General features: G+C 63.1%; 27 protein-coding genes. 10 read left to right on the top strand and 17 right to left on the bottom strand.

All coding sequences use genetic code 11. The features are described 5' to 3' along the window. Positions 1–21: 21 nt before the first annotated feature. Entirely contained in the window at positions 22–963 is a 942-nt protein-coding gene (locus NKI41_RS11670; protein ID WP_352540190.1) for a threonine/serine dehydratase, read from the bottom strand. Positions 964–1,013: 50 nt separating this feature from the next. Between NKI41_RS11670 and NKI41_RS11665 the strand changes: the two genes are divergently transcribed. Further along, positions 1,014–1,316, top strand: a complete 303-nt coding sequence (locus tag NKI41_RS11665; RefSeq protein WP_352471409.1) for an ArsR/SmtB family transcription factor — start codon at positions 1,014–1,016, stop codon at positions 1,314–1,316. Between the two features lie 10 nt (positions 1,317–1,326). On the opposite strand, the gene lysA is transcribed toward NKI41_RS11665, so the two are convergent. The 3 genes from lysA to argH form a co-directional block, all read right to left on the bottom strand. Then, positions 1,327–2,595 carry a diaminopimelate decarboxylase gene (gene lysA, locus NKI41_RS11660; RefSeq protein ID WP_352540189.1) on the bottom strand — a complete coding sequence of 423 codons (1,269 nt, stop codon included), beginning with the start codon at positions 2,593–2,595 and terminating at the stop codon, positions 1,327–1,329. A gap of 15 nt (positions 2,596–2,610) precedes the next feature. Then, positions 2,611–2,817 carry an LPS translocon maturation chaperone LptM gene (lptM, locus tag NKI41_RS11655; protein ID WP_352540188.1) on the bottom strand — a complete coding sequence of 69 codons (207 nt, stop codon included), beginning with the start codon at positions 2,815–2,817 and terminating at the stop codon, positions 2,611–2,613. Between the two features lie 71 nt (positions 2,818–2,888). Next, entirely contained in the window at positions 2,889–4,289 is a 1,401-nt protein-coding gene (gene argH / locus NKI41_RS11650) for an argininosuccinate lyase (RefSeq protein ID WP_352540187.1), read from the bottom strand. 35 nt (positions 4,290–4,324) lie between these two features. On the opposite strand from argH, the gene tlpA reads away from it, so the two are divergent. After that, a complete protein-coding gene (gene tlpA, locus NKI41_RS11645) occupies positions 4,325–5,008 on the top strand; it encodes a thiol:disulfide interchange protein TlpA (protein ID WP_023677933.1) in 684 nt (227 codons plus the stop codon). Positions 5,009–5,010: 2 nt separating this feature from the next. Here tlpA and NKI41_RS11640 read toward each other — a convergent pair whose 3' ends face one another. Continuing rightward, positions 5,011–7,443: a bifunctional diguanylate cyclase/phosphodiesterase gene (locus NKI41_RS11640; protein WP_352540335.1), complete on the bottom strand. Its 2,433-nt coding sequence runs from the start codon at positions 7,441–7,443 to the stop codon at positions 5,011–5,013. Between the two features lie 294 nt (positions 7,444–7,737). Here NKI41_RS11640 and ugpB point away from each other — a divergent pair, with 294 nt between their 5' ends. The 4 genes from ugpB (at position 7,738) to ugpC (ending at position 11,946) form a co-directional block, all read left to right on the top strand. Beyond that, complete coding sequence (gene ugpB, locus NKI41_RS11635; RefSeq protein WP_352683067.1) at positions 7,738–9,048, top strand: sn-glycerol-3-phosphate ABC transporter substrate-binding protein UgpB; 1,311 nt, start codon at positions 7,738–7,740, stop codon at positions 9,046–9,048. Between the two features lie 81 nt (positions 9,049–9,129). After that, positions 9,130–10,014, top strand: coding sequence for a sn-glycerol-3-phosphate ABC transporter permease UgpA (ugpA, locus tag NKI41_RS11630; protein WP_352683133.1), 885 nt, complete (start codon positions 9,130–9,132; stop codon positions 10,012–10,014). Between the two features lie 8 nt (positions 10,015–10,022). Then, entirely contained in the window at positions 10,023–10,871 is an 849-nt protein-coding gene (ugpE, locus tag NKI41_RS11625) for a sn-glycerol-3-phosphate ABC transporter permease UgpE (RefSeq protein ID WP_352616000.1), read from the top strand. A gap of 7 nt (positions 10,872–10,878) precedes the next feature. Continuing rightward, positions 10,879–11,946: a sn-glycerol-3-phosphate ABC transporter ATP-binding protein UgpC gene (gene ugpC, locus NKI41_RS11620; protein ID WP_352452447.1), complete on the top strand. Its 1,068-nt coding sequence runs from the start codon at positions 10,879–10,881 to the stop codon at positions 11,944–11,946. Between the two features lie 22 nt (positions 11,947–11,968). Here ugpC and NKI41_RS11615 read toward each other — a convergent pair whose 3' ends face one another. The 3 genes from NKI41_RS11615 to NKI41_RS11605 all read right to left on the bottom strand — a co-directional run bounded on the left by NKI41_RS11615 (position 11,969) and on the right by NKI41_RS11605 (position 15,808). After that, the gene (locus tag NKI41_RS11615) at positions 11,969–13,051 is read right to left on the bottom strand and encodes an ABC transporter ATP-binding protein (protein ID WP_023677939.1); all 1,083 of its coding nucleotides are present in this window, start codon (positions 13,049–13,051) and stop codon (positions 11,969–11,971) included. Further along, positions 13,048–14,631, bottom strand: a complete 1,584-nt coding sequence (locus NKI41_RS11610; protein ID WP_352683065.1) for an ABC transporter permease — start codon at positions 14,629–14,631, stop codon at positions 13,048–13,050. Before NKI41_RS11610 ends, NKI41_RS11615 begins: the two co-directional genes overlap by 4 nt. Positions 14,632–14,800: 169 nt before the next feature. Continuing rightward, a complete protein-coding gene (locus NKI41_RS11605; RefSeq protein WP_352683063.1) occupies positions 14,801–15,808 on the bottom strand; it encodes an iron ABC transporter substrate-binding protein in 1,008 nt (335 codons plus the stop codon). Between the two features lie 201 nt (positions 15,809–16,009). On the opposite strand from NKI41_RS11605, the gene NKI41_RS11600 reads away from it, so the two are divergent. Together NKI41_RS11600 and NKI41_RS11595 are read left to right on the top strand one after the other, a co-directional pair. Next, positions 16,010–16,552, top strand: a complete 543-nt coding sequence (locus NKI41_RS11600; protein ID WP_023677943.1) for a sigma-70 family RNA polymerase sigma factor — start codon at positions 16,010–16,012, stop codon at positions 16,550–16,552. A gap of 1 nt (position 16,553) precedes the next feature. Next, entirely contained in the window at positions 16,554–17,192 is a 639-nt protein-coding gene (locus NKI41_RS11595; protein ID WP_352683061.1) for an NrsF family protein, read from the top strand. Between the two features lie 8 nt (positions 17,193–17,200). Here the strand turns inward: NKI41_RS11595 and NKI41_RS11590 are convergent, their stop codons facing one another. The 7 genes from NKI41_RS11590 to NKI41_RS11560 all read right to left on the bottom strand — a co-directional run bounded on the left by NKI41_RS11590 (position 17,201) and on the right by NKI41_RS11560 (position 22,755). After that, the gene (locus tag NKI41_RS11590; protein WP_023677945.1) at positions 17,201–18,079 is read right to left on the bottom strand and encodes a 3-hydroxybutyryl-CoA dehydrogenase; all 879 of its coding nucleotides are present in this window, start codon (positions 18,077–18,079) and stop codon (positions 17,201–17,203) included. A gap of 114 nt (positions 18,080–18,193) precedes the next feature. Then, positions 18,194–19,123: an electron transfer flavoprotein subunit alpha/FixB family protein gene (locus NKI41_RS11585; protein ID WP_023677946.1), complete on the bottom strand. Its 930-nt coding sequence runs from the start codon at positions 19,121–19,123 to the stop codon at positions 18,194–18,196. Between the two features lie 156 nt (positions 19,124–19,279). After that, positions 19,280–20,029: an electron transfer flavoprotein subunit beta/FixA family protein gene (locus NKI41_RS11580; RefSeq protein WP_352615988.1), complete on the bottom strand. Its 750-nt coding sequence runs from the start codon at positions 20,027–20,029 to the stop codon at positions 19,280–19,282. A gap of 208 nt (positions 20,030–20,237) precedes the next feature. Then, a complete protein-coding gene (locus NKI41_RS11575) occupies positions 20,238–21,041 on the bottom strand; it encodes a rhomboid family intramembrane serine protease (RefSeq protein ID WP_352540182.1) in 804 nt (267 codons plus the stop codon). A 25-nt stretch (positions 21,042–21,066) separates the two neighbouring features. After that, on the bottom strand, positions 21,067–21,648 hold the full coding sequence (locus NKI41_RS11570; RefSeq protein WP_352615986.1) for a cob(I)yrinic acid a,c-diamide adenosyltransferase: 582 nt from the start codon (positions 21,646–21,648) through the stop codon (positions 21,067–21,069). Positions 21,649–21,673: 25 nt separating this feature from the next. Continuing rightward, positions 21,674–21,865: a twin transmembrane helix small protein gene (locus tag NKI41_RS11565; protein ID WP_023677950.1), complete on the bottom strand. Its 192-nt coding sequence runs from the start codon at positions 21,863–21,865 to the stop codon at positions 21,674–21,676. A gap of 23 nt (positions 21,866–21,888) precedes the next feature. Then, on the bottom strand, positions 21,889–22,755 hold the full coding sequence (locus NKI41_RS11560; RefSeq protein ID WP_352471390.1) for an SDR family oxidoreductase: 867 nt from the start codon (positions 22,753–22,755) through the stop codon (positions 21,889–21,891). Between the two features lie 57 nt (positions 22,756–22,812). Between NKI41_RS11560 and NKI41_RS11555 the strand changes: the two genes are divergently transcribed. Then, positions 22,813–23,667 (top strand): YihY/virulence factor BrkB family protein, encoded by an 855-nt coding sequence (locus NKI41_RS11555; RefSeq protein WP_292656768.1) that lies wholly within the window; start codon positions 22,813–22,815, stop codon positions 23,665–23,667. Here NKI41_RS11555 and NKI41_RS11550 read toward each other — a convergent pair. Beyond that, positions 23,634–24,524, bottom strand: a complete 891-nt coding sequence (locus NKI41_RS11550) for a DMT family transporter (RefSeq protein ID WP_352471389.1) — start codon at positions 24,522–24,524, stop codon at positions 23,634–23,636. The two genes, NKI41_RS11555 and NKI41_RS11550, sit on opposite strands and share 34 nt — an antisense overlap. A 127-nt stretch (positions 24,525–24,651) precedes the next feature. Then, complete coding sequence (gene gluQRS / locus NKI41_RS11545) at positions 24,652–25,527, bottom strand: tRNA glutamyl-Q(34) synthetase GluQRS (protein ID WP_352471387.1); 876 nt, start codon at positions 25,525–25,527, stop codon at positions 24,652–24,654. A gap of 122 nt (positions 25,528–25,649) precedes the next feature. On the opposite strand from gluQRS, the gene NKI41_RS11540 reads away from it, so the two are divergent. Continuing rightward, positions 25,650–26,291, top strand: a complete 642-nt coding sequence (locus NKI41_RS11540) for a DNA-3-methyladenine glycosylase family protein (RefSeq protein ID WP_352471385.1) — start codon at positions 25,650–25,652, stop codon at positions 26,289–26,291. Positions 26,292–26,304: the final 13 nt, after the last annotated feature.

The following is a 26,304-nucleotide window of genomic DNA, read 5'->3' as shown; positions in this document are numbered from 1 at the left end:
ACAATAATGCCCCGGATATTGTCAGAATTTCGCCGGATTGGCGTTTGCGCCGCAGACCAGTACGGCAACGCGCTCGCCTGCAGCCGGTGCGTAGCGGCCGGACAGGAGCGCCGCGAAGGCGGCCGCACCGCCCGGCTCGGAGATGATTCGCACGCGGTCCCACAGCGCCGCCTGGGCGGCGATAATGTCGTCGTCGCCGACCAGGATCGAGCGCTCGACGAATGCCTCGGCGATAGGAAACATCATTTCGCCGACACGCTTTGGCGCGAGCGAATCGGCGGCGATGCCCTCAGCCGGCGCGTCGACGGGTCGGCCCGCCTCGAAGGCGCGATGAAGCGTCGGCGCACCCTCCGGCTCGACCGCGATTATCCTGATGCGGCCGGAAAACCAGGCAGCGATGCCGCCGACCAGCCCGCCGCCGCCGACGGCGACCAGCAGGGTGTCGAGCTTCGGCAGGTCGGCCTCGATCTCGAGGCCGAGCGTGCCTTGCCCGACCAGCGTCTCCTCCTGGTTGAAGGCGTGGATCTGCAGCGCGCCGGATCTTTCGGCGAAGCTCTCGCTGGCGGCCAGCGCCTCGGCATAACGGGCGCCGCCGACGATCAACTCGGCGCCGTAGCCGCGGATGCGGTCCAGCTTGGCCTGCGGGCTCACTTCGGGAACAAAGATGGTCGCCTTGTGGCCGAGCCGCATGGCGGCATAGGCGACGGCGGCACCGTGGTTGCCGCCCGACGCGGCGACGACGCCGGCCGCAGGAACCGGCCGTTCGAGGAGATTGGTGAACGCACCACGTGCCTTGAACGAGCCGGAATGCTGCAAGCACTCAAGCTTCAGGTCGACAGGCAGAGGCGGGCGGCCGAAATCGGCCATGTCGACGCGCAGCACCGGCGTGTGGCGCACGAAGGGCCGGATGCGGGGTTCTATCGCCGCAATGCGCTCGCGTGTGATCGTGTGGCCGTGCAGCATGCTTTCACTCCCAGAGTTGACATTACTTAGTAACTTGGCAAAGTGCCTAAATGCAAGAGGTCGACGTTTTCAAAGCGATTGCCAACGAGCGCAGGCTCCAGATCCTCGATTGGCTCAAGGACCCGCGGGCGCATTTTCCGCCGCAGACGGACGGCGATCTGGTCGAGGACGGCGTCTGCGCGCTGCTGATGGCGGAGAGGCTGGGGATCACCCAGGCTACGCTCAGCGAGCATATGCGCGTGCTCACCCAGGCAGGGCTTTTGCGCAGCAAGCGCATCAAGCAGTGGATATTCTATCGCCGGAATGAGGACAGAATCGCCGAAATCAGGGCGCTCATTCAGCACCGGCTGTAGCTGCAGAGTTCTACTCCAACCAGTCCGGCACCGAGTCCAGTCCGATCAGCTCGTCATAGGTCTGGCGCGGACGCACAACGTGGAAGCGGTCGCCGTCGACCAGCACTTCCGGTACCAGCAGCCTGGTATTGTAGGTGCCGGCCTGAACGGCGCCATAGGCGCCGGCGGTGGAGACAGCGATCAGGTCGCCGGATTTCAGCCGGGGCAGGTCACGGTCGAGCCCGAGATAGTCGCCGGTCTCGCAAACCGGGCCGACGACGTCGACCTTCATGCGTGGTGCAGCGGCCGGCTGCTGCGCCACCGGCTTGATGTCGTGAAAAGCGTCGTAAAGCGTCGGCCGGATCAGGTCGTTCATCGCGGCGTCGACGATGAGGAAGTTCTTGGCGTCGCCCTCCTTCACGAAGATTACTTCCGACACCAGGATGCCGGCATTCCCGACGATCAGCCGGCCTGGCTCGAACATTACCTTCAGCCCAAGTTTGGCAACATGTTTCCTGACGATCCGGGCATAGGCATCGGGCAAAGGCGGCGGGTTGTTGTCGACGCGGTAGGGAATGCCAAGGCCGCCGCCGACATCGATGTGCTCGATGGCATGACCGTCGGAGCGCAAGGCGCCGACCAGCTCCACCAGCAGCGCAAAGGCGTCGTCGAAGGGCTGCAATTCGGTGATCTGGCTGCCGATATGGGTGTCTATGCCGGTGACCTTGATGCCCGGCAGCTCAGCCGCGCGCGCATAGACCTTCCGCGCATGCTGCCACGGAATGCCGAACTTGTTCTCGGCCTTCCCAGTCGAAATCTTCTTGTGCGTCCTGGCGTCGACATCCGGATTGATGCGCAGCGAGATCGGCGCGATCTTGCCCAGCGCGGTGGCGCGGGCCGACAGCAGCTCCAGCTCCGGTTCGGATTCGACGTTGAAACAGAGAATGCCGGCCGAGAGCGCAGAATCCATTTCGCGCGCGGTCTTGCCGACGCCCGAAAACAGGATCTTGCTTGCCGGGATGCCGGCCGCCAAAGCGCGGCGCAATTCGCCCTCCGAGACCACGTCGGCGCCGGCGCCGAGCCTTGCCAGCACCCTCAGCACGGCCTGGTTGGAATTCGCCTTCATGGCATAGCAGACGAGAGCATCGAGCCCGGCAAAGGCCTCGGTGAAGACGCGAAAATGCCTGGTCAGCGTCGCCGTCGAATAACAGTAGAACGGCGTGCCGACGCTGGCGGCGATGTCTGATATCGCCACGTCCTCGGCATGCAGCGCGCCGTCGCGGTAGTCGAAATGGTTCACGAGATTGGTCCGAAATCAGAGCAGCGGGTCGAGGATGAATTTCTTGTCCTCGACAGGTTTTTCCGGCTCCGGCGGCAAGGGTTGCTTGGCCTTCTCGGCGTCCTTGCGGGCCTGCACGGCTGCCGCGTACGGCGTGTCGAGCGCAGCCTTCCTGCCGCAGGCCGCAACGGTGGCCATTGCCGCCAGCAGCGTCAGCGTCACCAAAATCCTGCTTCTGGTCATCGTGCCATCCGTCCGAAACTGTTGCCCGCAGCCGCTTCTAGCCGAGTTTTGCGGCCATTGCACCCCGCGTCTTACGCCTTGGCGAGCCGCTTTTTCCAGTAGCGGATCTGCTTGCGCACCTCGGACGGCGCGGTGCCGCCGAAGCTCGTGCGGCTCTTTACAGAATTCTGCACGGCAAGAACCGAAAACACGTCGGCGCCGATACCGGGGTGAATGGACTGCAGATCCTCCAGCGAAAGCCTGTCGAGCCCGACCTTCTTCTCCTCGGCCAGCGCCACCGCCCGACCAGTGATATGGTGCGCCTCGCGGAACGGCAGGCCGAGCGTGCGCACCAGCCAGTCGGCGAGGTCGGTCGCAGTCGAATAGCCGGCGCCGGCCGCATTCTTCATCGCGGCAGTGTTCACCGTCATATCGCGCACCATGCCGGTCATCGCCGCCAGCATCAGGTCGAGCGTCTCGGCCGCGTCGAAGACGGATTCCTTGTCTTCCTGCATGTCCTTGCCATAGGTCAGCGGCATGCCCTTCATCACCGTCAGCAGGCCGACGAGATGGCCGGTGACGCGGCCGGTCTTGCCGCGCACCAGTTCGGCAGCGTCCGGGTTCTTCTTCTGCGGCATGATCGACGAACCCGTCGAGAAACTATCCGATAGCCTGACGAAGCCGAATTGCGGCGTCGACCAGATGATGATCTCTTCGGCCAGCCGCGACAGATGCGTCGCGCAGATCGCCGCCAAGCCCAGGAACTCGAGCGCGAAATCGCGGTCCGAAACACTGTCGAGCGAATTGCGCATCGGCTCGCGGAAGCCAAGCGCCTTCGCCGTCTGGTGCCGGTCGATGGGAAAGCTGGTGCCGGCGAGGGCGGCGGCGCCGAGCGGGCTTTCATCCATCCGCTCAATCGCATCGCGGACGCGCGACAGGTCGCGTGCAAACATCTCGACATAAGCCATGCAGTGGTGGCCGAAGGTCACCGGCTGCGCCGCCTGCATGTGGGTGAAGCCCGGCATCACCGTTGCCGCATGCTCCTCGGCCCGATCCAGGAACGCCGTGATCAGGCCCTTCAGCGCCTCGGTGACGCGAAAGCACTCGTCCTTGACCCACAGCCTGAGGTCGACCGCCACCTGGTCGTTGCGCGACCGGGCGGTATGCAGGCGGCCAGCGGCGGGGCCGATCAGCTCGGCCAGACGGGCCTCGACATTCATGTGGATGTCTTCCAGCCTGGTCGAAAACTCAAATGTACCAGCCTCGATCTCTGCCAGGATCGTGTTCAGCCCGTGAGCGATTTTTTTTTGGTCGGCCGCCGAAATAATGCCCGTTTGCGCCAGCATCTGGCTATGGGCGATCGAGCCGCGAATATCCTGCGCATAGAGTTTGCGGTCGAACGAGATCGATGCGTTGATCGCTTCCATGATTGCGGCCGGACCCGAGGCAAAACGTCCGCCCCACATCTGGTTGCTGGCCTTCTTGTCGTTCATCGCTATAACCCGTGCTCCGGAGCAGTTTTTGAAAAATGGCAGACGGCAATAGATTTTTCCCGGCTTTGCGTCTCATCCTCGCCGCTTTGGTTGCGGGCGTGCTGGCCGGCGCGGTCGCGGTATATGTCAGGGAAAGCAGTTCTGGCAACAAGGCGCCCGCGCAAGTGGCCGCCGGCGGCGGCAAGGACGACGTCGCCTGCGCCGCCAAGACCGACCGTGCCAAGAAGATCGCCGCCGCTGCCACCGGCCAGGTTGCCGCGCTTTTGCCGGCGGATCCGCCGCAATCGCTGAAAAGCCTTGCCTTCAACGGCCCCGACGGCAAGCCGACGACGATCGCCGATCATGCCGGCAAGACGGTGCTGCTCAATCTGTGGGCGACATGGTGCGCACCTTGCCGCGCCGAAATGCCCGCGCTCGATGCGCTGCAGAAGGAGATGGGCAGCGATGCGTTTCAGGTTGTTGCCGTCAACGTCGATGCCGGCGACGATGCCAAACCGAAGAAGTTCCTGGAGGACACCGGCGTCAAGTCGCTCGGCTACTATCGCGATGCCACGATGGCGCTGTTCAACGACGTCAAGACGCGCGGCCTGGCGCTCGGTCTGCCGGTCACCATGCTGATCGATGGGCAAGGCTGCCTGATCGCCCATATGAATGGCCCGGCCGAATGGTCGGGGCCGGATGCCAAGCGTCTGGTCGAGGCGGCGCTTCAGCCGGGATAGGCTCAGACCGTGCGCAGGCGCGGCTTGAGCACGGCAATGCTTGCGCCGCGTCGGCTGGCGGTGCGGATTGCCGGAGCGGCCACGCCCGTCAGTTCCCCGAATGTCTCGATCGGAGCCGGTTTGCCGAGGTAGTAGCCTTGCCCGATCTCGCAAGCCTCGGCGTCTAGGAATTGCAATTCACCCGGCGTCTCGATGCCTTCTGCCAGAACCGGTAGGCCGAGACCGCGTCCAAGCCCCAGCACGGCGCGAACGATCGCCGCGAACTGGGCGTTCTTGTCGACCGATTTGATGAACGACCCGTCGATCTTGATCTTGTCGAAGGGAAAGGCGCTGAGGTTGGACAGCGAAGAATAGCCGGTGCCAAAATCGTCCATCGCCACATGCACGCCAAGCGCCTTGACCTGCCTCAAGGTTGCCAGCGCGCGCGGCATGTCCTTCACCAGGGCCGTTTCGGTGATCTCCAGTTCGAGCCTGCCGGGGGCCAGGCCGGATCTCGTCAATGCGTCGTGCACCTTGCGGCTGAAATTCGGATTGTGAAGTTGCACGGCGGAGACGTTGACGGCGACCATCAGCGGGTTTGTCCAGCGAACAGCATCGTTACAAGCCGTCGTCAGCACCCAGTCGCCGATCTGCGCGATAGCGCCACTGTCCTCGGCCACCGGGATGAAAACGGCCGGAGAAATGTCACCCCGCTCAGGGTGCTGCCAACGGACCAGGGCTTCGAAGCCGATCATCCTGCCGCCGCGGATCTCCTTCTGCGGCTGATAGACGAGGTGGAACTCCTTGCGGGCGATCGCCTGGCGCAATTCATGCTCCATCACGCGCTTGTCGCGGGCCGCGGTGCCCATGGCCATCTCGAAAAACCGATAAGTGTCCCTGCCTTCGGTTTTGGCGCGATGGAGTGCCGTGTCGGCATGGCTGATCAGGCCGGCCTGGTCTTCGGCATCCAGCGGAAAGAAGGCAATGCCGATGCTGGCCGAGACGAGGCCGGAGCCGACCGAAACCCTGTTTTCCTCCCGGATCGCCGCCAGCAAGTCCTCGGCTATCCGGCCTGCGGCCAGGGGGTCGGGGAGGTTCGGAGCTATGATGGCAAATTCATCGCCGCCGAGACGCGCGAGCATCTGTCCGTTGCGCGGGATGCCGGAAATGCAGTGCGCCAGCTTCTGCAGCATAGCATCGCCGGCGCTGTGGCCGTAGAGGTCGTTGACTTGCTTGAACCGGTCGAGGTCAAGCAGCAGGAGCGCCAGATATCCATCCTTGCCGCCACGATCCATCGACGCGAATTCTGCTTCCAGCCGGGAAGAAAAGCTCCGCCGATTGGCAAGCCCGGTAAGCGGATCGAAATGCGCGAGGCGGAGGATCTCTTGTTCTGCCTTCTTGCGCTCACGGATGTCGCGAACGGCAAGCACCGTATGAGGCCTGCCGCAGTAGGTGATTCTCCTGGCGATCAGCTCGACAGGAATTCTCGCGCCGTCGCTGCCCCTTAACTTCGCTTCCTGCGCCTGTTCGCCGAAGCCGGACATATCGGCTGCGCTCTGTCCGTCGAAAAGCTCGCCGAGTTGCATCGTGTTCAGGGTGGCTGTCGCTGTTCCGGTCAGCTTCGCCATACTGTCATTGGCGCTGACGATGCGGGTGCCATCGCAAACGATCAGACCTTCCACCGCCGCATTGGCGAGATCGTGCATGCGATCGGCCTCGAGCTTCTGGTGGCGAAAGCGCAGATCGATCCACAGCGCGGCACCCGACAGCACAAGGATTACCAGGCTGGCGACCGCTGCGGCAAAGGCCTGGGAAATGGGCTCGATGGAATGTTCGGATATTTCAATCGAGGAATCCGGAATGATCGACACCGCGGCCATCGCGATGAAATGCAAGCTGCAAATGGCCAGCGTCAAAAGCGCGGCGCCGCCGAGAGTCGCGAGCGCTGACGGGCGGCGCAAGACGACAAGAAGCGCCAGTGCCGCGAGGCTTACGCCGGCCAGAAGCGATATCGCGACAAGGAGCAGGTTCCAAACGAGCCGGCCTTCGACCTCGAAAGCTGCCATGCCGATGTAGTGCATCGTCGCGATGGCGCCGCCCAGAATGGCGCCACCGACGAGGAAATGGTCGATGCCGCGGCGCAAGGTGGCGACCCACATCCCAAGCGCGGTCATGATAACGGCGGCGGCAAGCGAAAAGGCGGATAATCCCGGATTGTATGCGTTCGGTATTCCCGGCGTAAACGCGGTCATGGCGATGAAATGCGTCGCCCATATGCCGAACCCGGTCGAGGCCGCGGCGATCATCAGCCAGACAAGCCGGTTTCGCTCGGTCGATCGGCCGACATGCTTAAGGAGATTAACTGCTGAGAAACAAGAAATTCCACAGACGAGTGCAGCGAGCGCAACCAGTCTCAGGTCGTGCTGATTTACGATACAATTATAGACCGTCAGCATCCTGTTCACTCGGTCTGCCAAAACTAACAGGGGAGGTGTGACGGATTAGCTCTTGGAGATTTTAACGAATGGTTAACCCGCGGGCCATGAGGCGGGTCTTTTCGGGGGAAAACCGATGCCGCGCCGAAAAGGCGGTGATGTCGTTTCTGACGCCGCGCTTTCGGTAGCGAGTGCACTTTAGGAAGAAATGGTGTTCATTGATCCGCAACAAAACCGTTGTCCCATTGTCATCAGCGCCACATATTGGCTTTGCGGAGGTGCCCCCTTTCGCCAATGACAAACGGGAGATGAAACATGAAGTTCTTCGGCTTTGCGGCCGGTATCGCCGCCACCGTGACCCTGCTTTCCACCACCTCCGCCTTCGCCGTCACGCAGATCAGCTGGTGGCACGCCATGACCGGCGCCAACGCCGAGGTCGTCGCCAAGATCTCCAAGGATTTCAACGCCAGCCAGAGCGACTATGAGCTCGTTCCGGTGTTCAAGGGCACCTATCCGGAGACGCTGAATGCCGGCATCGCTGCCTTTCGTGCCGGGCAAGCGCCAGATATCCTCCAGGTGTTCGACGTCGGCACCGGCGTGATGATGGCGGCCGAGGGTGCGATAAAGCCGGTGGCCGATGTGATGACCGGCGCCGGGATGACTTTCGACAAGAGCCAGTATCTGCCCGGCATCGTCGGCTATTATTCGAAGCCGGACGGCACCATGCTATCGTTCCCCTACAACTCTTCCTCGCCGATCCTCTATTACAACAAGGACATCTTCCAGAAGGCAGGCCTCGACGTGAACAATCCGCCCAAGACGTGGAACGAGGTGTGGGAAGCTGCCAAGAAGATCAAGACGAGCGGCGCCGCCCCTTGCGGCTATACCTCGACCTGGCTGACCTGGATCCACCTGGAGAATTTCGCGGCGTGGAATGACGTGCCTTGGGCCACCCAGCAGAATGGCCTGGTCGGCGGTGATGTCGAACTCAAGATCAATGCGCCGATTTTCGTCAACCACTTCCAGGCGCTCGCTGACCTGGCCAAGGACGGCACATTCAAATATGGCGGGCGCACCTCCGAAGCCAAGCAGATATTCCTCGCCGGCGAATGCGGCATCTTCACCGAATCGTCGGGCGGCCTCGGCGATATCGTCAAGTCCGGCATGAACTATGGCATCGGCCAGCTTCCTTACGACAGTGACGCCAAGGGTGCCCCGCAGAACACGACGCCGGGCGGTGCCAGCCTGTGGGTGTTCGGCAACAAGTCGGACGAGGAATACAAGGGCGTCGCGGCCTTCTTTGCCTATCTGTCCAAGACCGATGTGCAGGAATATCTGCACCAGAAGTCGGGATATTTGCCAGTGACGCTTGCGGCATACGAGGCGACTAAGAAATCAGGCTTCTATGACAAGAACCCCGGCCGCGAGACACCCATCCTGCAGATGATCGGCAAGTCGCCGACCGACAATTCGAAGGGCGTGCGCCTGCCGAATCTGCCGCAGGTGCGTGATATCCAGAACGAGGAGCTGGAGAAGATGCTGGCCGGCCAGCAAACCGCCCAGCAGGCACTCGACAATGCGGTTGCGCGCGGCAACGCGGCGATCAAGGAAGCGCTGGAGAACTGACGGGATTATCTCAGTTAGTCGGTTGGAATATCGCCCACGCGAGCTCGCGCGGGCGATACCTGGATAGCGAGGGAAATCAGCCTGTCTCCACGCGTCGTCTTTCCCAACAAGATCCTGCCCTACCTGCTGGTGGCGCCACAACTCGCCATCACCCTGGTTTTCTTCTACTGGCCGGCCGGTCAGGCGCTGTACCAGTCGATGCTCAGGCAAGACCCATTCGGGCTGAAGAGCAGGTTCGTCTGGTTTGCCAATTTCCGGAAGGTGCTGGCCGATCCGGCCTACCTCAACTCGATCAAGGTCACAGTAGTGTTCTCTCTTGCGACCGCGATCGTTGCCATGGTTGTGGCCCTGCTGCTCGCGGTCATGGCCGAGAAGGCCGTGCGCGGCAAAGGCCTTTACCGCACACTGTTGATATGGCCTTACGCCGTGGCGCCGGCGATTGCCGGCATGCTTTGGCTTTTCCTGTTCAATCCCTCGATCGGCTCGTTGGCCTATTTGCTGAGAAGCCTCGGCGTCGTATGGGACCCGCTGCTCAACGGCACCCACGCCATGATCCTGCTGGTGTCGGCTGCTGCCTGGAAGCAGATCAGCTACAACTTCCTGTTCTTCGTCGCCGGCCTGCAGGCGGTGCCGAAAACGCTGATCGAAGCGGCGGCCATGGACGGCGCCGGCGAAACCAAGCGCTTCTGGACCATCGTCTTCCCGCTGCTTGCGCCGACAACCTTTTTCCTGCTGGTCGTCAACACCGTCTATGCCCTGTTCGACACGTTCGGCATCGTTCATGCCGTCACCGGCGGCGGGCCGGGCAAGACGACAGAGACGCTGGTCTACAAGGTCTACAATGACGGCTTCGTCAATCTGATCCTGGGCGACTCGGCGGCGCAGTCGGTCATCCTGATGGCCATCGTCATCGCGCTCACAGCAATCCAGTTCCGCTATGTGGAACGCAAAGTCCACTACGGCTGAGGGCAGCGATGATCGGCCAGTCCCCGCTCCGCACCTTCATCGCCCATGCCGTGCTGATCCTCGGCATAGTGATCGTGGCTTTTCCGATCTACTACACCTTCGTTGCCTCGACGCACACGCTGCAAACGATCCTCAGGCCGCCCCTGCCGCTCTTGCCCGGCGGCCAGCTATGGAACAATTACAGCGAGGCGCTATTCGGCGGCATCGGTCGTATCGGCGGGGTCAGCGTCGGCAGGCTGCTGCTCAACACCACGATCATGGCGCTCGGCGTTGCGGTGGGAAAGATCTTCATCTCGATCCTGTCGGCCTACGCGATCGTGTTCTTTCGCTTTCCGCTGCGCATGACCTTCTTCTGGCTGATCTTCATCACCTTGATGCTTCCAGTCGAGGTGCGCATCCTGCCGACCTACAAGGTGATGGTCGATCTTGGCATGATCGACACCTATGCCGGCCTGATCGTCCCGCTGATCGCCTCGGCCACCGCAACGCTGCTGTTTCGCCAGTTCTTCATGACCATACCGGGCGAATTGGTCGAGGCGGCGCGTGTCGACGGTGCCGGGCCATGGCGCTTCTTTTTCGATATTCTGGTGCCGCTGTCGCGGACAAACATCGCCGCGCTGTTCGTGATCCTCTTCATCTATGGCTGGACGCAGTATCTTTGGCCGCTGCTCGTCACCAACAGCAACGACATGAACACCATCGTCATCGCGCTGAGAAAGATGGTTTCCTTCGCCGATGCCGACACCCAATGGCACCTCGTGATGGTCACGGCAATGCTGGCCATCGTGCCGCCGATCCTGGTGGTCGTGCTGATGCAACGCTGGTTCGTGCGCGGTCTGGTCGAATCCGAAAAGTGAGAAGCCGATGGCGACCGTGGATCTGAAGGATGTCAGGAAAATCTATCCCAGCGGCGTCGAGGCCGTGAAGGGCGTTTCCATCGCCATTCCCGACAAGGAGCTTTGCGTGCTGGTCGGCCCGTCCGGCTGCGGCAAGTCTACGCTGCTGAGGATGATCGCCGGGCTGGAGACGATTTCTGCCGGTACAGTCGCAATTGACGGCAAGGTGGTCAACGCCATTGGCCCGACCGAGCGCGACATCGCCATGGTGTTCCAGAACTACGCGCTCTACCCACATATGAAGGTCTATGACAACATGGCCTATGGCCTGCGCAACCGCGGCACGCCGAATGACGAGATCGACAGCAGGGTACGCTCGACTGCCAAGGTGCTGGAGCTTTCGGCGCTGCTCGACCGGCGCCCGCGCGAGCTTTCCGGCGGTCAGCGCCAGCGCGTCGCCATGGGTCGCGCCATCGTGCGCAACCCGAAGGTCTTCCTGTTCGACGAACCGCTGTCCAACCTCGATGCGAAATTGCGCGGGCAGATGCGCATCGAGATCAAGAATCTGCAGCGCTCGCTTGGCGTCACCTCGGTTTATGTCACGCACGACCAGCTTGAGGCGATGACGCTGGCCGACATCCTCGTCGTCATGAACGCCGGCCTGGTCGAGCAGACCGGCGCGCCGCTTGATGTGTACGAGAAACCGGCCTCGACCTTCGTCGCTTCGTTCATAGGCGCACCGCCGATGAATCTGCTGGCGCTCACAGGGGCCTCCCCAAGCTCGGTATTGGCGGACGGTACTGTGATTGGCTTGGCGCCTCGACAGGGCAAGGCAGTGACGCTAGGCTTTCGTCCGGAGGACGCCGACATCACCTTCGCGGCAGAGGCGCCGGCCGGCGCGCTCGCGCTGCCGGCAACAGTGGAAGCGGTCGAACCGGTCGGTGCCGAAAGCTTTCTCCATTGCGTGGCAGCCGGCAGCCGCATCGTCGTGCGCGTCTCAGGCCGCGCCAGCGCCAAGCCAGGCGACCAATTGCGCGTCGTGGCCAGGTCCGAAAAGCTGCATTGGTTCGATCAGGCGGGCAAACGGGTCGATTGAAGTCGGCCTTGCGCAAAACCGTTCAGGCAAACACATGCGCCTTGCCCGACACGGTCAGCCGGACGATCTCGCCGATCGCCGGCGCGTCCATGCCCGGCTTGCGCAGGATCAACGGCGTATTGCCGATAGCGGCGGCGTCGGGCGGATCGGGGCTGTTCAACAGACGCACCGCGATGGTGCACATCGAGCCGGCGAACTCCGATTCTGTCACCTCGCCGAACAGCATGTCCGGCGTGCCGGACATGCCTTCACGCGATGTGCGTTTCAGCAACACCTGCTCCGGCCGCAGCATGATGCGGGCGACGTCGCGCCGCTCCGAGCTGTCGACAGCGATGCGGCCGAGCGGCGAGATGGCGAAGCCATCGGCGATCCTTGCCGGCAGGACGATGGCGTCGCCAAGGAACTCGGCGACCATCCTGTCCTTCGGCTTGAAATAGAGCTCGCGCGGCGTGCCGACCTGCGAGAATTTGCCGTCGCGCATCACCGCGACCTGGCTGGCGAATGACAGCGCCTCGGCCTGGTCGTGGGTGACCAGGATGGTGGTGATGCCGGCGGTTTCAAGGAGCTCGGCCACGGCCTTGCGCATCGAGGCGCGCAGGCCCGTGTCGAGCGCCGAGAACGGCTCGTCGAGCAGCATCAGCCGCGGCTTCATGGCCATGGCGCGGGCGAGCGCGACGCGCTGCTGCTGGCCACCGGAGAGTTCGTGCGGACGGCGTTTCAGGATTCCTTTGTCCAGCCCGACGACATAGGCGAGCTCGGCGATGCGCTCGCTGCGCTTTTCCTCGTGACGGCCCATGCCGAAGCCGATATTGGCGGCGATGCTCAGATGCGGGAATAGAGCGCCGTCCTGCGCCACCAGCCCGATGCCGCGGCGATGCGCCGGCACGGCCGTGTCGCCATCGGCCAGCACCTCGCCATCGAGCACGATGCGGCCCTGGTCCGGCGCCTCGAAGCCGGCGATCAGCCGCAGCAAGGTGGTCTTGCCGCAACCGGACGGCCCGACGATTGCCGTACGGCTGCCGCTGGCCACGCTGAGGTCGACGCCGGCAAGTGCTGCGACGGGTCCGTAGTGCTTGTGGATGCCGCTCAGCTCGAGAAAGCTCATCGCCCGGCCATCCGCTTCGACTGGACGTAGAGCAACCAGGTCAAAGGCAGCGACATCGCCACCATGATCAGGGCGTAAGGCGCCGCCGACGCATAGTCGATCTCGCCGCTATAGGACCAGAACGCCATGGCCAGCGTGCGGGTGCCGTTGGGCGCCAGCATCTGGGTTGCGGTCAATTCGTTCATGATACCCAGAGCGACCAACGCCATGCCGGCTGCGGCGCCGGGCGCCGACAGGCGGATGGTCGTCGACCACAGCGCCTTGAGCGGCGACCGGCCGAGGCTGGAGGCGGCGCGTTCGAGCTCGACCGGCGCCTGTGCGATCGACGCCCTGAGGCTAATCAGGGCGCGCGGCAGGAACATCAGCGCATAGGCGACCAGGATGGTGAACAGGGTCTGGTAGAGCGGCATGGCGATACGCACGGCGATGGTGACCAGCGCCAGGGCGATGACAACGCCGGGCAACGCGCCGACGATATAGTTGCAGCCCTCCAGGACGCGTTGCAGCCGCCCCGGCGCGCGGATCGAAATCCACGCCATCGGCATTGCCGCGACGGTGGCGAGCAGCGCGCCGGCAATTGCCAGGAACAGCGTTTGGCCAAGCGCCAGGCCGATCTCGTCGAGCCGCCAGACATCGGCGCCGCCGGCCATGAGCCAGCGGCCGATAGTGGCGAACGGCACGCCGAGCGCCAGCAGCGTGGTAATGGCAGGCAGCAGCAGGCAAGGAATGGTGGCGCGCCCAAGGCTCGTGCGCTGCTGCTGGCGCGCAGCACCCGAACCGACGCGGGCATAGCGCTCCTCGCCGCGCACCAGCACCTCCAGCCCGAGCAGCACAAGGCAGCAGGTCACCAGCACGCCGGCCAGCATGTTGGCGGCGGGACCGTTGAAGGTCGACTGGAACTGGTCGACGATCGCGGTGGTGAAGGTGTCGAAGCGGATGAAGACATAGAGCCCGTATTCGGCCAGGAGATGCAGGCCGACCAGCAGGGAGCCGCCGCAAATGGCGAGCCGGAGCTGCGGCAGCACGACACGCCTGAACACACGCCACGGGCCGAGACCAAGGGCTGCCGCTGCATCCTCGAGAGCGGGATCAAGCCGTCGCAATGCCGCCGCCACCGGCAGATAAAGGAACGGGAAATAGGCGATGACGGACACAAGCACGCCGGCCCACAGGCCGTGCAGTCTGGGCACCATGGTGATCCAGGCGTAACTGTGGACGAAGGCCGGAATGGCGAGCGGCGCCACCGACAGCCAGGACCATAGGCGGGCACCCGGCAGATCGCTGCGCTCGGTCAGCCAGGCCAGCGTGACCGACAGCACGATCGAGATCGGCACCGCCAGAACCACCAGCAGGCTGGTGTTGACCAGAAGTTCGCCGACGCGCGGCCTGAACACCAGCGCCGCCACCGTTTCCCAGCCGGTCTGCACCGCCACCCAGACGATGAAGGCAAGCGGCAGCAGCGCGAAAAGCGAGACAAAGACGGCAGCCAACGCAATCCATGAGACCGACCAACGACGTGCCCGCACGGCCGTGGCGTCGGCCGGCAAGCCTGGGCGTGCGAGATCGATCGCGGATTGCATCAGATCAGACGTTGCGCCAGCTCCGCCCGGAGGCGGAAACGATCGGCGGCGGATAATCTCGCGGGTAGCTTGTGGTCATAGGCAAATGCCATCTTGAAAACAGAGCGCTCCTGTGGAAAGCGAATTCCCACAGGAGCGCAGTCGGTTGCCCTTTTAGGACGAACGCCGGCTAAAGCAAGCCGGCCGCCGTCATCAGGTCGGTCACCTTTTTCGAGTTCAGCGTCGTCGGGTCGACTTTCGGCGCCTGCAGATCGGCCAGCGGCACCAGCTTCGGGTTGGACTCGGCGCCCTTGCCGACTGCGTATTCGAACGAATCGCCTGTTTTCAGCACGTCCTGGCCACGATTGCCGGTGACCCATTTCAGGAAAGCCTGCGCTTCCTTCGGGTGCTTGCTCGAGGCCAGCACGCCGCCGCCGGAAATCGAGACGAAAGCACCGGGATCCTGATGCTTGAAATAGTGCAACTCGACGTTCTTGCTGTTCTCGCCGGTCTTGGCCTGATCGCCGTAGTAGTAATAGTGATAGATCACGCCGCCTTCGACCTCGCCGGCATTGACCGCCTTCATCACCGTGCTGTTGCCCTTATAGGCGGTAAAATTCGCCTTCATCGCCTTCAGCCATTCGGCCGTCGCCGCCTCACCCTTGAGCTGCAGAAGCGCGCTGACGATCGCCTGGAAATCGGCGCCGGAGGGCGAAGCGGCCCAGCGGCCCTTCCAGCTCGGATCGGCGAGATCGAGCAGCGATTTGGGCAGCTGGTCGGCGCTCAGCTTGGTCTTGTTGTAGGCAAAGACGGTGCTGCGCGCGGCAACGCCGACCCATTTGCCGCTCGCCGGCTGGTACTCCTGCGGAACCTGGGCCAGCGTCTCGGTGTCGACCGGTGCGAACAGGCCGGCCGCCTCGACCAATGCCATGGCCGGCGAATTCTCCGTCAGGAATACATCGGCGGGCGAAGCGGTGCCTTCCGCAACGATCTGATTGGAGAAATCGCTGTCGCCGCCATTGCGGACGGTAACCTTGATGCCGGTTTCCTTGGTAAATCCCTCCGCCCAAGCCTTGGTCAGGTTTTCGTGCTGGGCGTTGTAGACGACGATGCCCTCGTCCTCTGCCATTGCCGGGCCGGCGATCAGGCTGATTGCAAGTGCTGTCGCACCGGCAAGGGCGGAAAGAGCATATTTCATGGCGTCGTCCTCGATTTCGATTGCTTTGGCTTGGCACGCTGCACCTATCAATACATGACTAGCGCAGTCAACATTGCTGGCCCACTCAATCGCTCAAAAGGAGCAAACTTTCGTGATGCTCAGCTAATTTGCCTTGGACATTATTTCGCCGGCCACGTAACAAATCAGCGCCGAGACGCGAATATCGGGGAGTGAACTCTTGTGAGCGGCAAGGACGAAGCCGAGCTTTCACGGCTGTTGCGGGCCGCGATCGCCGGAGACGAAAGAGCCTATGCCGACTTTCTGCACCGGATCGCCGCGCTCGTTCGTGGCTTTGCCCGGCGCAAGATCGTGCAGGGCGGGGTGGATCCCGAGGATGTCGTGCAGGAAACCTTGCTGGCCATTCATGTGAAACGACACACCTGGCGCCATGATGCGCCGGTGCTGCCTTGGGTCTATGCAATAGCCCGCTTCAAGCTGATCGATGCGTTCCGGCGGCGCGGTCGGCGGATCGAGATCGAGATCGACGAAATCGCCGAGACCTTTGCCGAGCCGGAATCGGAGACGGTGAGCGAGCGCGACGTCAACCGGGCGCTCGACAGCCTGCCGCCGGCACAGCGTTCCGTCGTCTCGGCCGTATCGGTCGAAGGCCGGTCAATCGGTGAGACCGCGGCCAAATTCGGCATCAGCGAGACGGCTGTGCGGGTGTCACTGCACCGCGGGCTTGCCGCCATTGCCAAACGGTTCAGGGCGGGGCGGGAATAACATGAGGACCGAAGATTTCATCAAGGCGCTCGACGCCGATGCCCGCAGCAAGGCGCTGCCGCTAGGCACCGCCTGGTGGCTTGCCGCCGGCGCGGCCATCGTGATCGCGGCCGCGGTTTTCTGGCTGACGATCGGCCCGCGCCCCGACATTGCGATCGCCATGCACACGATGCGGTTCCTGTCCAAATTCGTCTTCACGATTGCTCTTGCCGCCAGCGCCTTTGTCCTGGTGCGTGGGCTGTCGACGCCCGGTGCGTCGACCGGCCGGGCGGTGAGCTGGATGGTCGCCGCGCCGCTGCTGGTGATTGTGGCTGTGATTCTCGAACTCTTCGCCGTGCCTGCGTCCGACTGGAGCACGCGCCTGGTCGGCACGAACATGGTCATCTGCCTGACCTTCATTCCGTTGATCGGGATCGGCCCGCTTGCCGTCTTTCTCGCGGTGCTGCGCCATGGCGCGCCGACAAGGCCGGTGCTTGCCGGTGCGGCCGCGGGCCTGCTTGCCGGCGGGCTGGCGGCGACCTTCTATGCGGCTCATTGCTTTGACGATTCGCCGCTTTTCGTCGGCACCTGGTATACGATCGCGGTCGCCATCCTTGCCGTGCTCGGGGCGCTCGGCGGACGATTTTTTGTGCGCTGGTAGCGAGGCGATCAGCGTGTCGGAACGGGATGCTCGCCGCGATAGTCGTAGAAGCCGCGCCCGGTCTTGCGGCCGAGCCAGCCGGCCTCGACATATTTAACCAGCAGCGGGCAGGGGCGGTATTTCGAATCCGACAGCCCGTCATGCAGCACCTGCATGATCGACAGGCAGGTATCGAGCCCGATGAAATCGGCAAGCTGCAGCGGCCCCATCGGATGGTTGGCGCCGAGCTTCATGGCGGTATCGATGGCGTCGACCGAGCCGACACCTTCATAGAGCGTGTAGATCGCCTCGTTGATCATCGGCAGCAGGATGCGGTTGACGATGAAGGCCGGGAAATCCTCCGAGACGGTGATCGTCTTGTCGAGCTGCTTCACATAGGTTTTTGCCGCCTCGAAGGTCTGGTCCTCGGTGGCGATGCCGCGCACCAGTTCGACCAGCTTCATCACCGGAACCGGATTCATGAAATGTATGCCGATGAAGCGTTCCGGCCGGTCGGTCTGCGAAGCCAGCCGTGTGATCGAGATCGATGACGTGTTCGTCGCCAGGATGGCCTCGGGGTTGAGCTGCGGGCAGAGCTGGGCGTAGATCTTGCGCTTGACCGTCTCGTCCTCCGTCGCTGCTTCGATCACCAGATCGGCGCCCGCAAGGTCGGCCATGGCCGGTGCCGCCGAAATGCGCGCCATCGCCTCATTGCGCAGCTTTTCCTCGAGTTTGCCGGAGCCGACCTGACGGGCCATGTTGCCGCTGATCGTAGCGATGCCCTTTTCGATGCGGTCGGGGGAAATATCGTAAACCAGCACCTTATAACCCGCCAGCGCCGACACATGGGCGATGCCGCCACCCATCTGGCCCGCGCCGATGATGCCGATCGTTTCGATCTTGCTCATTACCCGATCCCGTCGAGGCCTTTGCGGCCCGTTTTTTGTGCAGTGCAAACTAAAAGGGCGGGGCGACTTCGTCTACCCCACCCCTCAGAATTTAATACGCTTTGGCAGAAGGCGTCAAAGCGCCTTTTGCAGTTCCGGCAGAATGACGAAGAGATCGCCGACGAGACCGTAGTCGGCGACCTGGAAGATCGGCGCTTCCTCGTCCTTGTTGATGGCAACGATCACCTTCGAATCCTTCATGCCGGCAAGGTGCTGGATGGCACCGGAGATGCCGACGGCAATATAAAGGTCGGGCGCTACCACCTTGCCGGTCTGGCCGACCTGCCAGTCGTTCGGCGCATAGCCGGCATCGACGGCGGCGCGAGATGCGCCAACCGCCGCACCGAGCTTGTCGGCGACCGGCAGGATGACCTCCTGGAACTTCTCGGAGGAGCCCAGCGCACGGCCGCCCGAGATGATGATCTTGGCCGAGGTCAGCTCTGGACGGTCGGTCTCGGAGAGCTTGTTCTCGACAAAGCTCGACAGGCCGGGATTGGCCGCCGCCTGGACCGTCTCGACCGGCGCGGAACCGCCCTCGGGCGCTGCCTGGAAGGAAGCGGTACGCACCGTGATGACCTTCTTGGCGTCACTGGACTGCACCGTCTGGATGGCGTTGCCGGCATAGATCGGCCGCTTGAAGGTGTCGGGCGACACGACTTCGATGATTTCAGATATCTGGGCGACATCGAGCAGCGCCGCCACGCGGGGCGCGACGTTCTTGCCCGACGAGGTCGCCGGCGCGATGATCGTCTCGTATGGCTCAGCAAGCGAAACGACGAGTGCCGCCAGCGGTTCGGCGAGACGCTCGGTCAGTTCGTCGGCGTCGGCGAGCAGCACCTTGGTGACGCCCTTGAGCTTGGCGGCGGCGTCCGCTGCCGGCTTGGCACCTTTGCCGGCAACCAGCACATGCACGTCCGAACCGATCTGCAGCGCCGCCGAAAGCGCCTTGGCGGTCTGGTCGGAAAGCGCAGCGTTGTCGTGTTCGGCAATCAGAAGAATAGCCATGATGTTTTCCTGACTTTCGTCTTCGAGGCTCCTGAAATCCGGTCAGGCCGAGTCGAAAACGGTTGGTTTCGAGAACCGGAGCGGAGCGTACTTCAGTACGTGAGCACCGGAAGCGGAGAAACCGGCCGTTTGCAGGCCGGGCCTCATCGGATTTCCTTAGAGCACGCCGGCTTCGTTCTTCAGCTTGTCTACCAGTTCGGCGACGCTCTTGACCTTGACGCCCGCCTTGCGGCCGCCCGGCTCCTCGGTCTTGAGCACTTTAAGCCGCGGCTTGACGTCGGCGCCGTAATCGGCAGGGCTCTTCTCGTCGAGCGGCTTCTTCTTGGCCTTCATGATGTTGGGCAGAGACGCGTAGCGTGGCTGGTTCAGCCGCAAATCGGCCGTGACGATCGCCGGCATCTTCAGTTCCAGCGTCTGCAGGCCGCCATCGACCTCGCGCGTCACCGTGGCCTTGTCACCGTCGAGCACGATCTTGGAGGCGAAGGTGCCCTGCGCCCAGCCGAGAAGTGCGGCCAGCATCTGGCCGGTCTGGTTGGAATCGTCGTCGATCGCCTGCTTGCCGAGAATGACAAGGCCGGGCTGTTCTGCCTCGACGACGCCCTTCAGCACCTTGGCGACGCCCAGCGGCTCAGTCTGCTCGTCGGTCTTGACCAGGATGGCGCGGTCGGCGCCCATGGCGAGCGCCGTGCGCAAGGTCTCCTGTGCCTGCTGCGGCCCGATCGACACGACGATGATCTCTTCGGCCTTGCCAGCTTCCTTCAGCCGGATCGCCTCTTCGACCGCGATCTCGTCGAACGGGTTCATCGCCATCTTGACGTTGGCGAGTTCCACCGCCGAACCGTCCGCCTTCACCCGGACCTTGACGTTCGCATCCACAACCCGCTTCACGGGCACAAGGATCTTCATTTGCCTGTCACCTCTTTCACGATAGTCTCTTCACGCTCGTCGGGCGCGCTATAGCAGCGTGCACCTCTTCATAGTTGTCGAAAGCCGACATTCCGGACGGAATTCTGGTCTTCGCCACGCCAGTAGGGTGGCGCTTCCGTAGTTGCGGCGACCCCGCGCGTCAATATCCGGGGCGCACTCGGATCCTCTGCGAAGCACTCAAATCGGTTCAGTCCGGACCGGAAACGCTTCCCCGGCCCCAGCGCGGCGCCGGCTGCGCAGGTTGTGGGTCGCTTGGCGCCGGCTCCCCGGCTACGGGCGCCGGACCGGCGACCACGGCTGGCTCCTCGTCTGCGCCGGCGAGTAGCGGTACGCCGCGGCTGCGCAAGACAAGCACCAGCACGGCTCCAGCGATGATGCCGCCGATATGGCAGGCCCAGGAAACCTGATCCTCGCCCCCCTGGGAGAACATGAAGATCTGGAACAGGATCCACAGGATCAGCGGGATGAACGCCGGGATGCGCAACGGGATGCGCGCGAAGACCAGCACCCATACCTTCACCCGCGGATATAGGATCAGATAGGCGGCGACCACACCGGCGATGGCGCCCGACGCGCCAATCAGCGGCACCCGCGAATCCCAGGCAACCAGACCCTGGAGGAAAGCGCCGGCGATGGCGCAAAGCAGGTAGAAGACGAGGTAGCGGACATGGCCAAGTGCATCCTCGACATTGTCGCCGAACACCCACAGGAACAGCATGTTGCCGCCGAGGTGGAAGATATCCGCGTGCAGGAAGGAATAGGTCAGATAGCTCAGGCTCTCCGGAATGACGACAAATTGCGGAGCGAGCTCGACGCTGTCATGCACAACCGACGGGATGAAACCGAGGCCCATCACCGCGGCGTTGGCGAAATCCTCGCCGCCCAATGTGGTGACAAAGTAGATCAGCACGTTGAGCGCGATCAGGCTGATCGTCACATATTGCAGCTTGATGTGCCGCAGCCGGTTGGTGTCATAAAGCGGGATAAACATCAGGCCTCTCCCGGTTCCGGCAGATTCAGCGGTTCTTGCCGGGAACCCATAGCACGTCGGCATTTCCGTTGTCATTGACCGCGCGTGCGGCGACGAACAGAAAGTCCGAGACACGGTTGATGTATCTTATCGCCTCGCGGTTGACGTGCTCGTCTGGATCTTGCGACAGCGCAACCATGATGCGCTCGGCGCGGCGGGCCACCGTGCGGGCGAGGTGAAGGGCAGCCGCTGCCGGCGTACCGCCGTTGAGCACGAAGGATTTGAGCGGCTCAAGGTCCTTGTTGAGGAGATCGATGTCCTGTTCGACGCGGTCGGTCTGCGAGGCGATGATGCGCAACGGCTCGTAGTCGAGCGGCTTGCCATTATTGGGGACTGCCAGATCGGCGCCGAGGTCGAAAAGGTCGTTCTGGATGCGGCCGAGCATCGCATCGATCGCCGGATTTACTGCCGCGGTATGAATGCGGGCCATGCCGATGCAGGCATTGGCCTCGTCGACCGTGCCGTAGGCGTCGATGCGAAGGTCGGATTTCAGCCGCCGCTCGCCGGAGCCGAGACCGGTGGTGCCATCGTCGCCAGTGCGGGTGTAGATCTTGTTGAGCTTGACCACGGGGTACCTCCCGGCTGGTGCTGCGTCACTTACGGGTGAAATACACCGCCAGCATGATCAGCACCAAGGCCACGAACTGCAAGAGCACGCGCGTCTGCATCAGCTTGTTGGAGGTCATGCTGGAGCCGCCGCGCATCATGTTGATGAGGCCGCGGATCAGCACGATCACCACTGCGACCATGACAAGAACGGCGAGGATGTTGAAGACGGTTGCCATGGTGTGTTCCAGTTGAATTGCGTTCAGGCGCGATTGGCGAGCAGACGGTAGAGTGCAGAAGCCGGCAGGATGCGTTTAAGGATCACACCGATCCTGGCCGGCACTGTTACCACATAATGCGGGCGCGGGCGCCGCGACAGAAGCGCATGGTGCAAGGCGGCATAAACCACCTCCGCCCCGGGCTTCAGCCGCGATGTGCTGCCGCCGGCCCGCAGCCGTTTGAGTTGCGCCGCATAGGCGAGGCGATGAACGGAATTCTCGTGATCGATATTCGCCAGGAACCATGCGAGGCTGTTGCTGGCGATCTTCGATTTCACCGGCCCCGGCTCGATCAGCGAAACATGGATGCCGCTACCCCGGAGTTCTTGATAGAGGGACAGCATCAGCCCTTCGATAGCGTGCTTCGATGCCGAGTAGGCGCCGCGAAAAGGCACCGGCGCGAGGCCGAGGATCGATGAGCAATGAACGAGACGACCATGGCCCTGACGGCGCATCACCGGTACGACGCGGCGAGTGAGATCATGCCAGCCAAAGACATTGGCCTCGAACTGCTGCCGTAAAGCCTCGACCGGCAGGTCCTCGACGGCGCCGGGTTGTCCGTAGGCGCCATTGTTGAAGAGCGCACCGAGCCGGCCGCCGGTCCGTTCCAGCACCGACGCCACCAGCGCCTCGATCGATCCGGGCTCGGTGTAGTCCAGATAAAAGGCCTCGATGCCGTCGGCCTCGAGCGCGGCGATATCTTCGGGCTTTCGGGCCGTTGCGAACACCCGCCAGCCTTCCCTCTTAAGAGCATGGGCGCAATAGGCGCCTATGCCGGAAGAGGCACCTGTGACAATGATGGTGCGCAACTCTTCTCCGGGAGGAATGGTGGTTTGACCTAGGGTTGTCATTTACCGCAAACCCTTCCCATATTCGCGGCGTCGGGACAATCGAAGGGAACGCGGTTCTTGTTGCGGAAGATCGTAGCCCTCAAACGCGTCCTCTACGACGCGCTCGGCCATTTCAACACCGACGACGGCTGGGCAATGGCCAGCCATCTGGCGATCACCGCGCTGATGGCGCTTTTTCCTTTCCTGATCTTCGCTACGACGCTGGCGAGTTTTTTCGGCGCGCAGGCTTTCGCCGACACCGCCGTGCACCTTGTGTTCGACACATGGCCCGAGCAGATCGCCAAACCGATCGCGCGCGAGGTGCTCAACGTGCTTACCGTCCGGCGCAGTGACCTGTTGACCTACGGTATCGTGCTTGCCGGATATTTCGCCTCGAACGGCATCGAGGCGCTGCGCACCTCGCTCAACCGGGCCTATCGTGTCTCGGAAACGCGCGGCATCATCTACCGGCGGGTGCAGAGCATCATCTTCGTGCTGATCGCGACGGCCGGGTTTTTGGCCATCAGCGTGCTGCTGGTCTTCGCGCCGTTGCTGGCACGGCTGGCCGAGTCGCATTTCGAATGGATAAAGCCCTACATGGGCACGATCACGCTGTGGCGTTACGTCATCGCCTCGGTCGTCATCATCGGCGGCCTGTTCGCCGTGCATTTCTGGTTGCCGGCCGGCAAGCGCCGCTTCGTTTCGATCGTGCCTGGCATCATCTTCACGCTGGTCGGCTGGCTCATCGGGTCGACCATCTTCGCCGCCTATCTCGATCATTTCTCGTCCTATGTGACGACCTATGCCGGCCTCGCCTCGATCATGATCGCCGTCGTCTTCCTCTACATCGTATCAGCGATCTTCATCCTCGGTGGCGAGCTCAACGCCGCGATCAGCCGCTATTTAGAGGCGCGTGCCCGCGTCGGCGGCTGAGCCGTCGCCAGCCCGACGCCGAGCGTCGCGATCGCCATGCCGGCGATCTGGAGCGGGCTCAAGTGCTCACCGAACAATGCCCAGGCGATGACCGCGGTGACGGCCGGCACGAGGTAAAACAGCGAGGCGACCTTCGACATTTCGCCGTCGCGGATCATCACCATCAACAGGAAGATGGCGCCGATCGACAGCACCAGCACGAGCCAGGCCATGGCGAAGATCAGTTCGCCATTGACGATGACCGTTCGCGTCTCGAAGGCTAGCGAGGCCAAGGCCATTACAGATGCGCCGCCGACATATTGCCAGAACGTGGCAGCCACCAGATCGCCGCCGGAAGCAAAGCGCTTCTGCCAGATCGTGCCGGCGCTCATGCCGAGCACCGAGACAAGTGAGGCGCCCAGTGTTTCGGCCGTCACCCCGCCGCCGAGCGCGCCGAGCTTCGGCCAGAGCACGATCACCACACCGATCAGCCCGAGGCCGAGACCGGCCCAGTGGCGCGGCAGGATGGCCTCGCCGAGAAGCCTGCCGGCGAGCACTGCCGTGATCAGCGGCTGCAGGCCGACGATCAGGGCTGAAAGCCCAGCGGGCATGCCCCGGTGGATGGCCCAGAACACGCCGCCGAGATAGACGCCATGCATCAGGATGCCGGCGCCGGTCGCGTGCAGCGCCTCGTCGCGGGTGGCGCGGCTCGAACCAAGTGCGGCCATCAAAGCGACAAGCAGGATTGCGGCCAGGACAAAGCGCGCGGCCAGGAAAGTAAAGGGCTCCGCCCACGGCATGGCATAGCGCGCGCCGATGAAGCCGGTCGCCCACAGGACGACGAAAGAGGCGGGGATGAACCGCTTGAGGCTGTGCATTTTTCCGGAGGCCACGCGTCGGTGAGGACTGATTGTCGCGCTTGCTCTAATGCCGTTCCGAGCGGAAGGCAAAACCAAACCGTTGATCCATAGGCTCAATTCCATTCAAGGAATGCCTTTGGCGCCGCTAGAGACCGACCAGCCGCCTCACATCGTCCGGCGATGCGCCCGTCTTACGCTGGGCGGCAAGGCCGGTATCGCCAAGACTCTTCGACAGCTTTCGTCCGTCCGGGCCGAGGATCAGGCGATGGTGAAAATAGGCCGGCTGCGGCAGGCCAAGCAGTTGCTGAAGCAGCCGCTGCACGCTGGTCGCGGAATAGAGATCCTGGCCGCGCACGACATGGCTGACGCCCTGCAGCGCGTCGTCCATGGTGACGGCGAGGTGATAGCTGGTCGGGATTTCGCGGCGCGCCACGACCACGTCGCCCCAATCCTGCGGATGGGCTTCGACACGACGCGTCGCGGAGAGCGTCTCGTTCGTGTATTCGGCCCATGACAGGTCCTTGCCGGCGCGCGCTATTGCCGCATCGACGTCCAGCCGCCAGGCAAATGGCACATTTTCGGCCTGGCGCCGCTTGCGTTCGCTCGCCGTCAACGCCTTGTCGGCGGCAGGATAGAGCGGCACGCCGTCCGGGTCGCGCGGCCAGTCGCGGCCACGCTTCTCGCTGTCGGCGATGAAGGCGCGGATCTCACTTCTGCTCATGAAGGCCGGGTAGACAAGTTCTTCCTCGATCAGCCGCTCGAGCATCGCCCGATATTCGGCAAAATGCTCGGACTGGCGGCGCACCGGTTCCTCCCAGCCAAGCCCCAGCCATTTCAGGTCGCGAAAAATGCCTGCCTCGAATTCCGGCGTGCAGCGTGTCGTGTCGATATCCTCGATGCGCAGCAGCAGGCGTCCGCCCGTCGCCTTTGCCAATTTCTGATTGAGCAGCGCCGAATAGGCATGGCCGAGATGCAGTTCGCCGTTCGGGCTCGGCGCGAAGCGGAATGTCAGCAGTGTCATTGTCCGGCGGCAATCGGGTTGTGTGGCGCTTTCGCCAATTGCTACTTTGCGCCGGTGGCGTCGTGCGTCCAGAGGGACACGTGACGAAGCGTGCGGCACTTTTGATTTTGGAACAAGCAGACATGCAACGCATCGCCAGTCTCGACGACATTGCGCAAGGGCTGGATAGGCTATGCTTACTCGACCCACGCCTGGAAAGAGTGCGCGGCATGGCCGGCGAGGTGCCGCTCAGGCTATCGGAGCCGGGGTTCAGGAGCCTTGCTTCCATCGTCGTTTCGCAACAAGTGTCCCGCGCGAGCGCCGACGCCATCTTCGGCCGGCTGACGAGACTGCTCGATCCGCTGACGCCGCAGGCGATACTTGCCGCCGACGAGGTGATCTTTCGCGAGGCCGGGCTGTCGCGACCCAAGCAGCGCGGCCTGCTTGCCGTCGCCCGGGCGGTGGCCGACGGGCTCGACCTCGATCACCTCTGTCGGCTCGATGCAAGCGAGGCGATCGCGGCCATGACCAGGGTGCCGGGGATCGGCCCGTGGACGGCTGAAGTCTACCTTTTGTTTGCCGCCGGACACCCGGACATCTTTCCGGCGCGCGACGTTGCATTGCAGAGCGCGGTCGGCCATGCACTAGGCATCGACCCGCGTCCGCCGGAGAAAATGCTGATCCGGCTTGCCGAATCATGGAGCCCGTGGCGCGGTGTCGCATCGCGGCTTTTCTGGGCTTATTATCGCGAATTGAAGGGCAGGGATGCCGCGCCTCCGGCCTGAATCCGCAAAAAAG

The organism is Mesorhizobium sp. M0601, from assembly GCF_040320845.1.
Classification (GTDB): Bacteria; Pseudomonadota; Alphaproteobacteria; order Rhizobiales; family Rhizobiaceae; genus Mesorhizobium.
The sequence above is the reverse complement of the archived record's forward strand: the minus strand, read 5'-3'. Positions and strand labels throughout refer to the sequence as shown.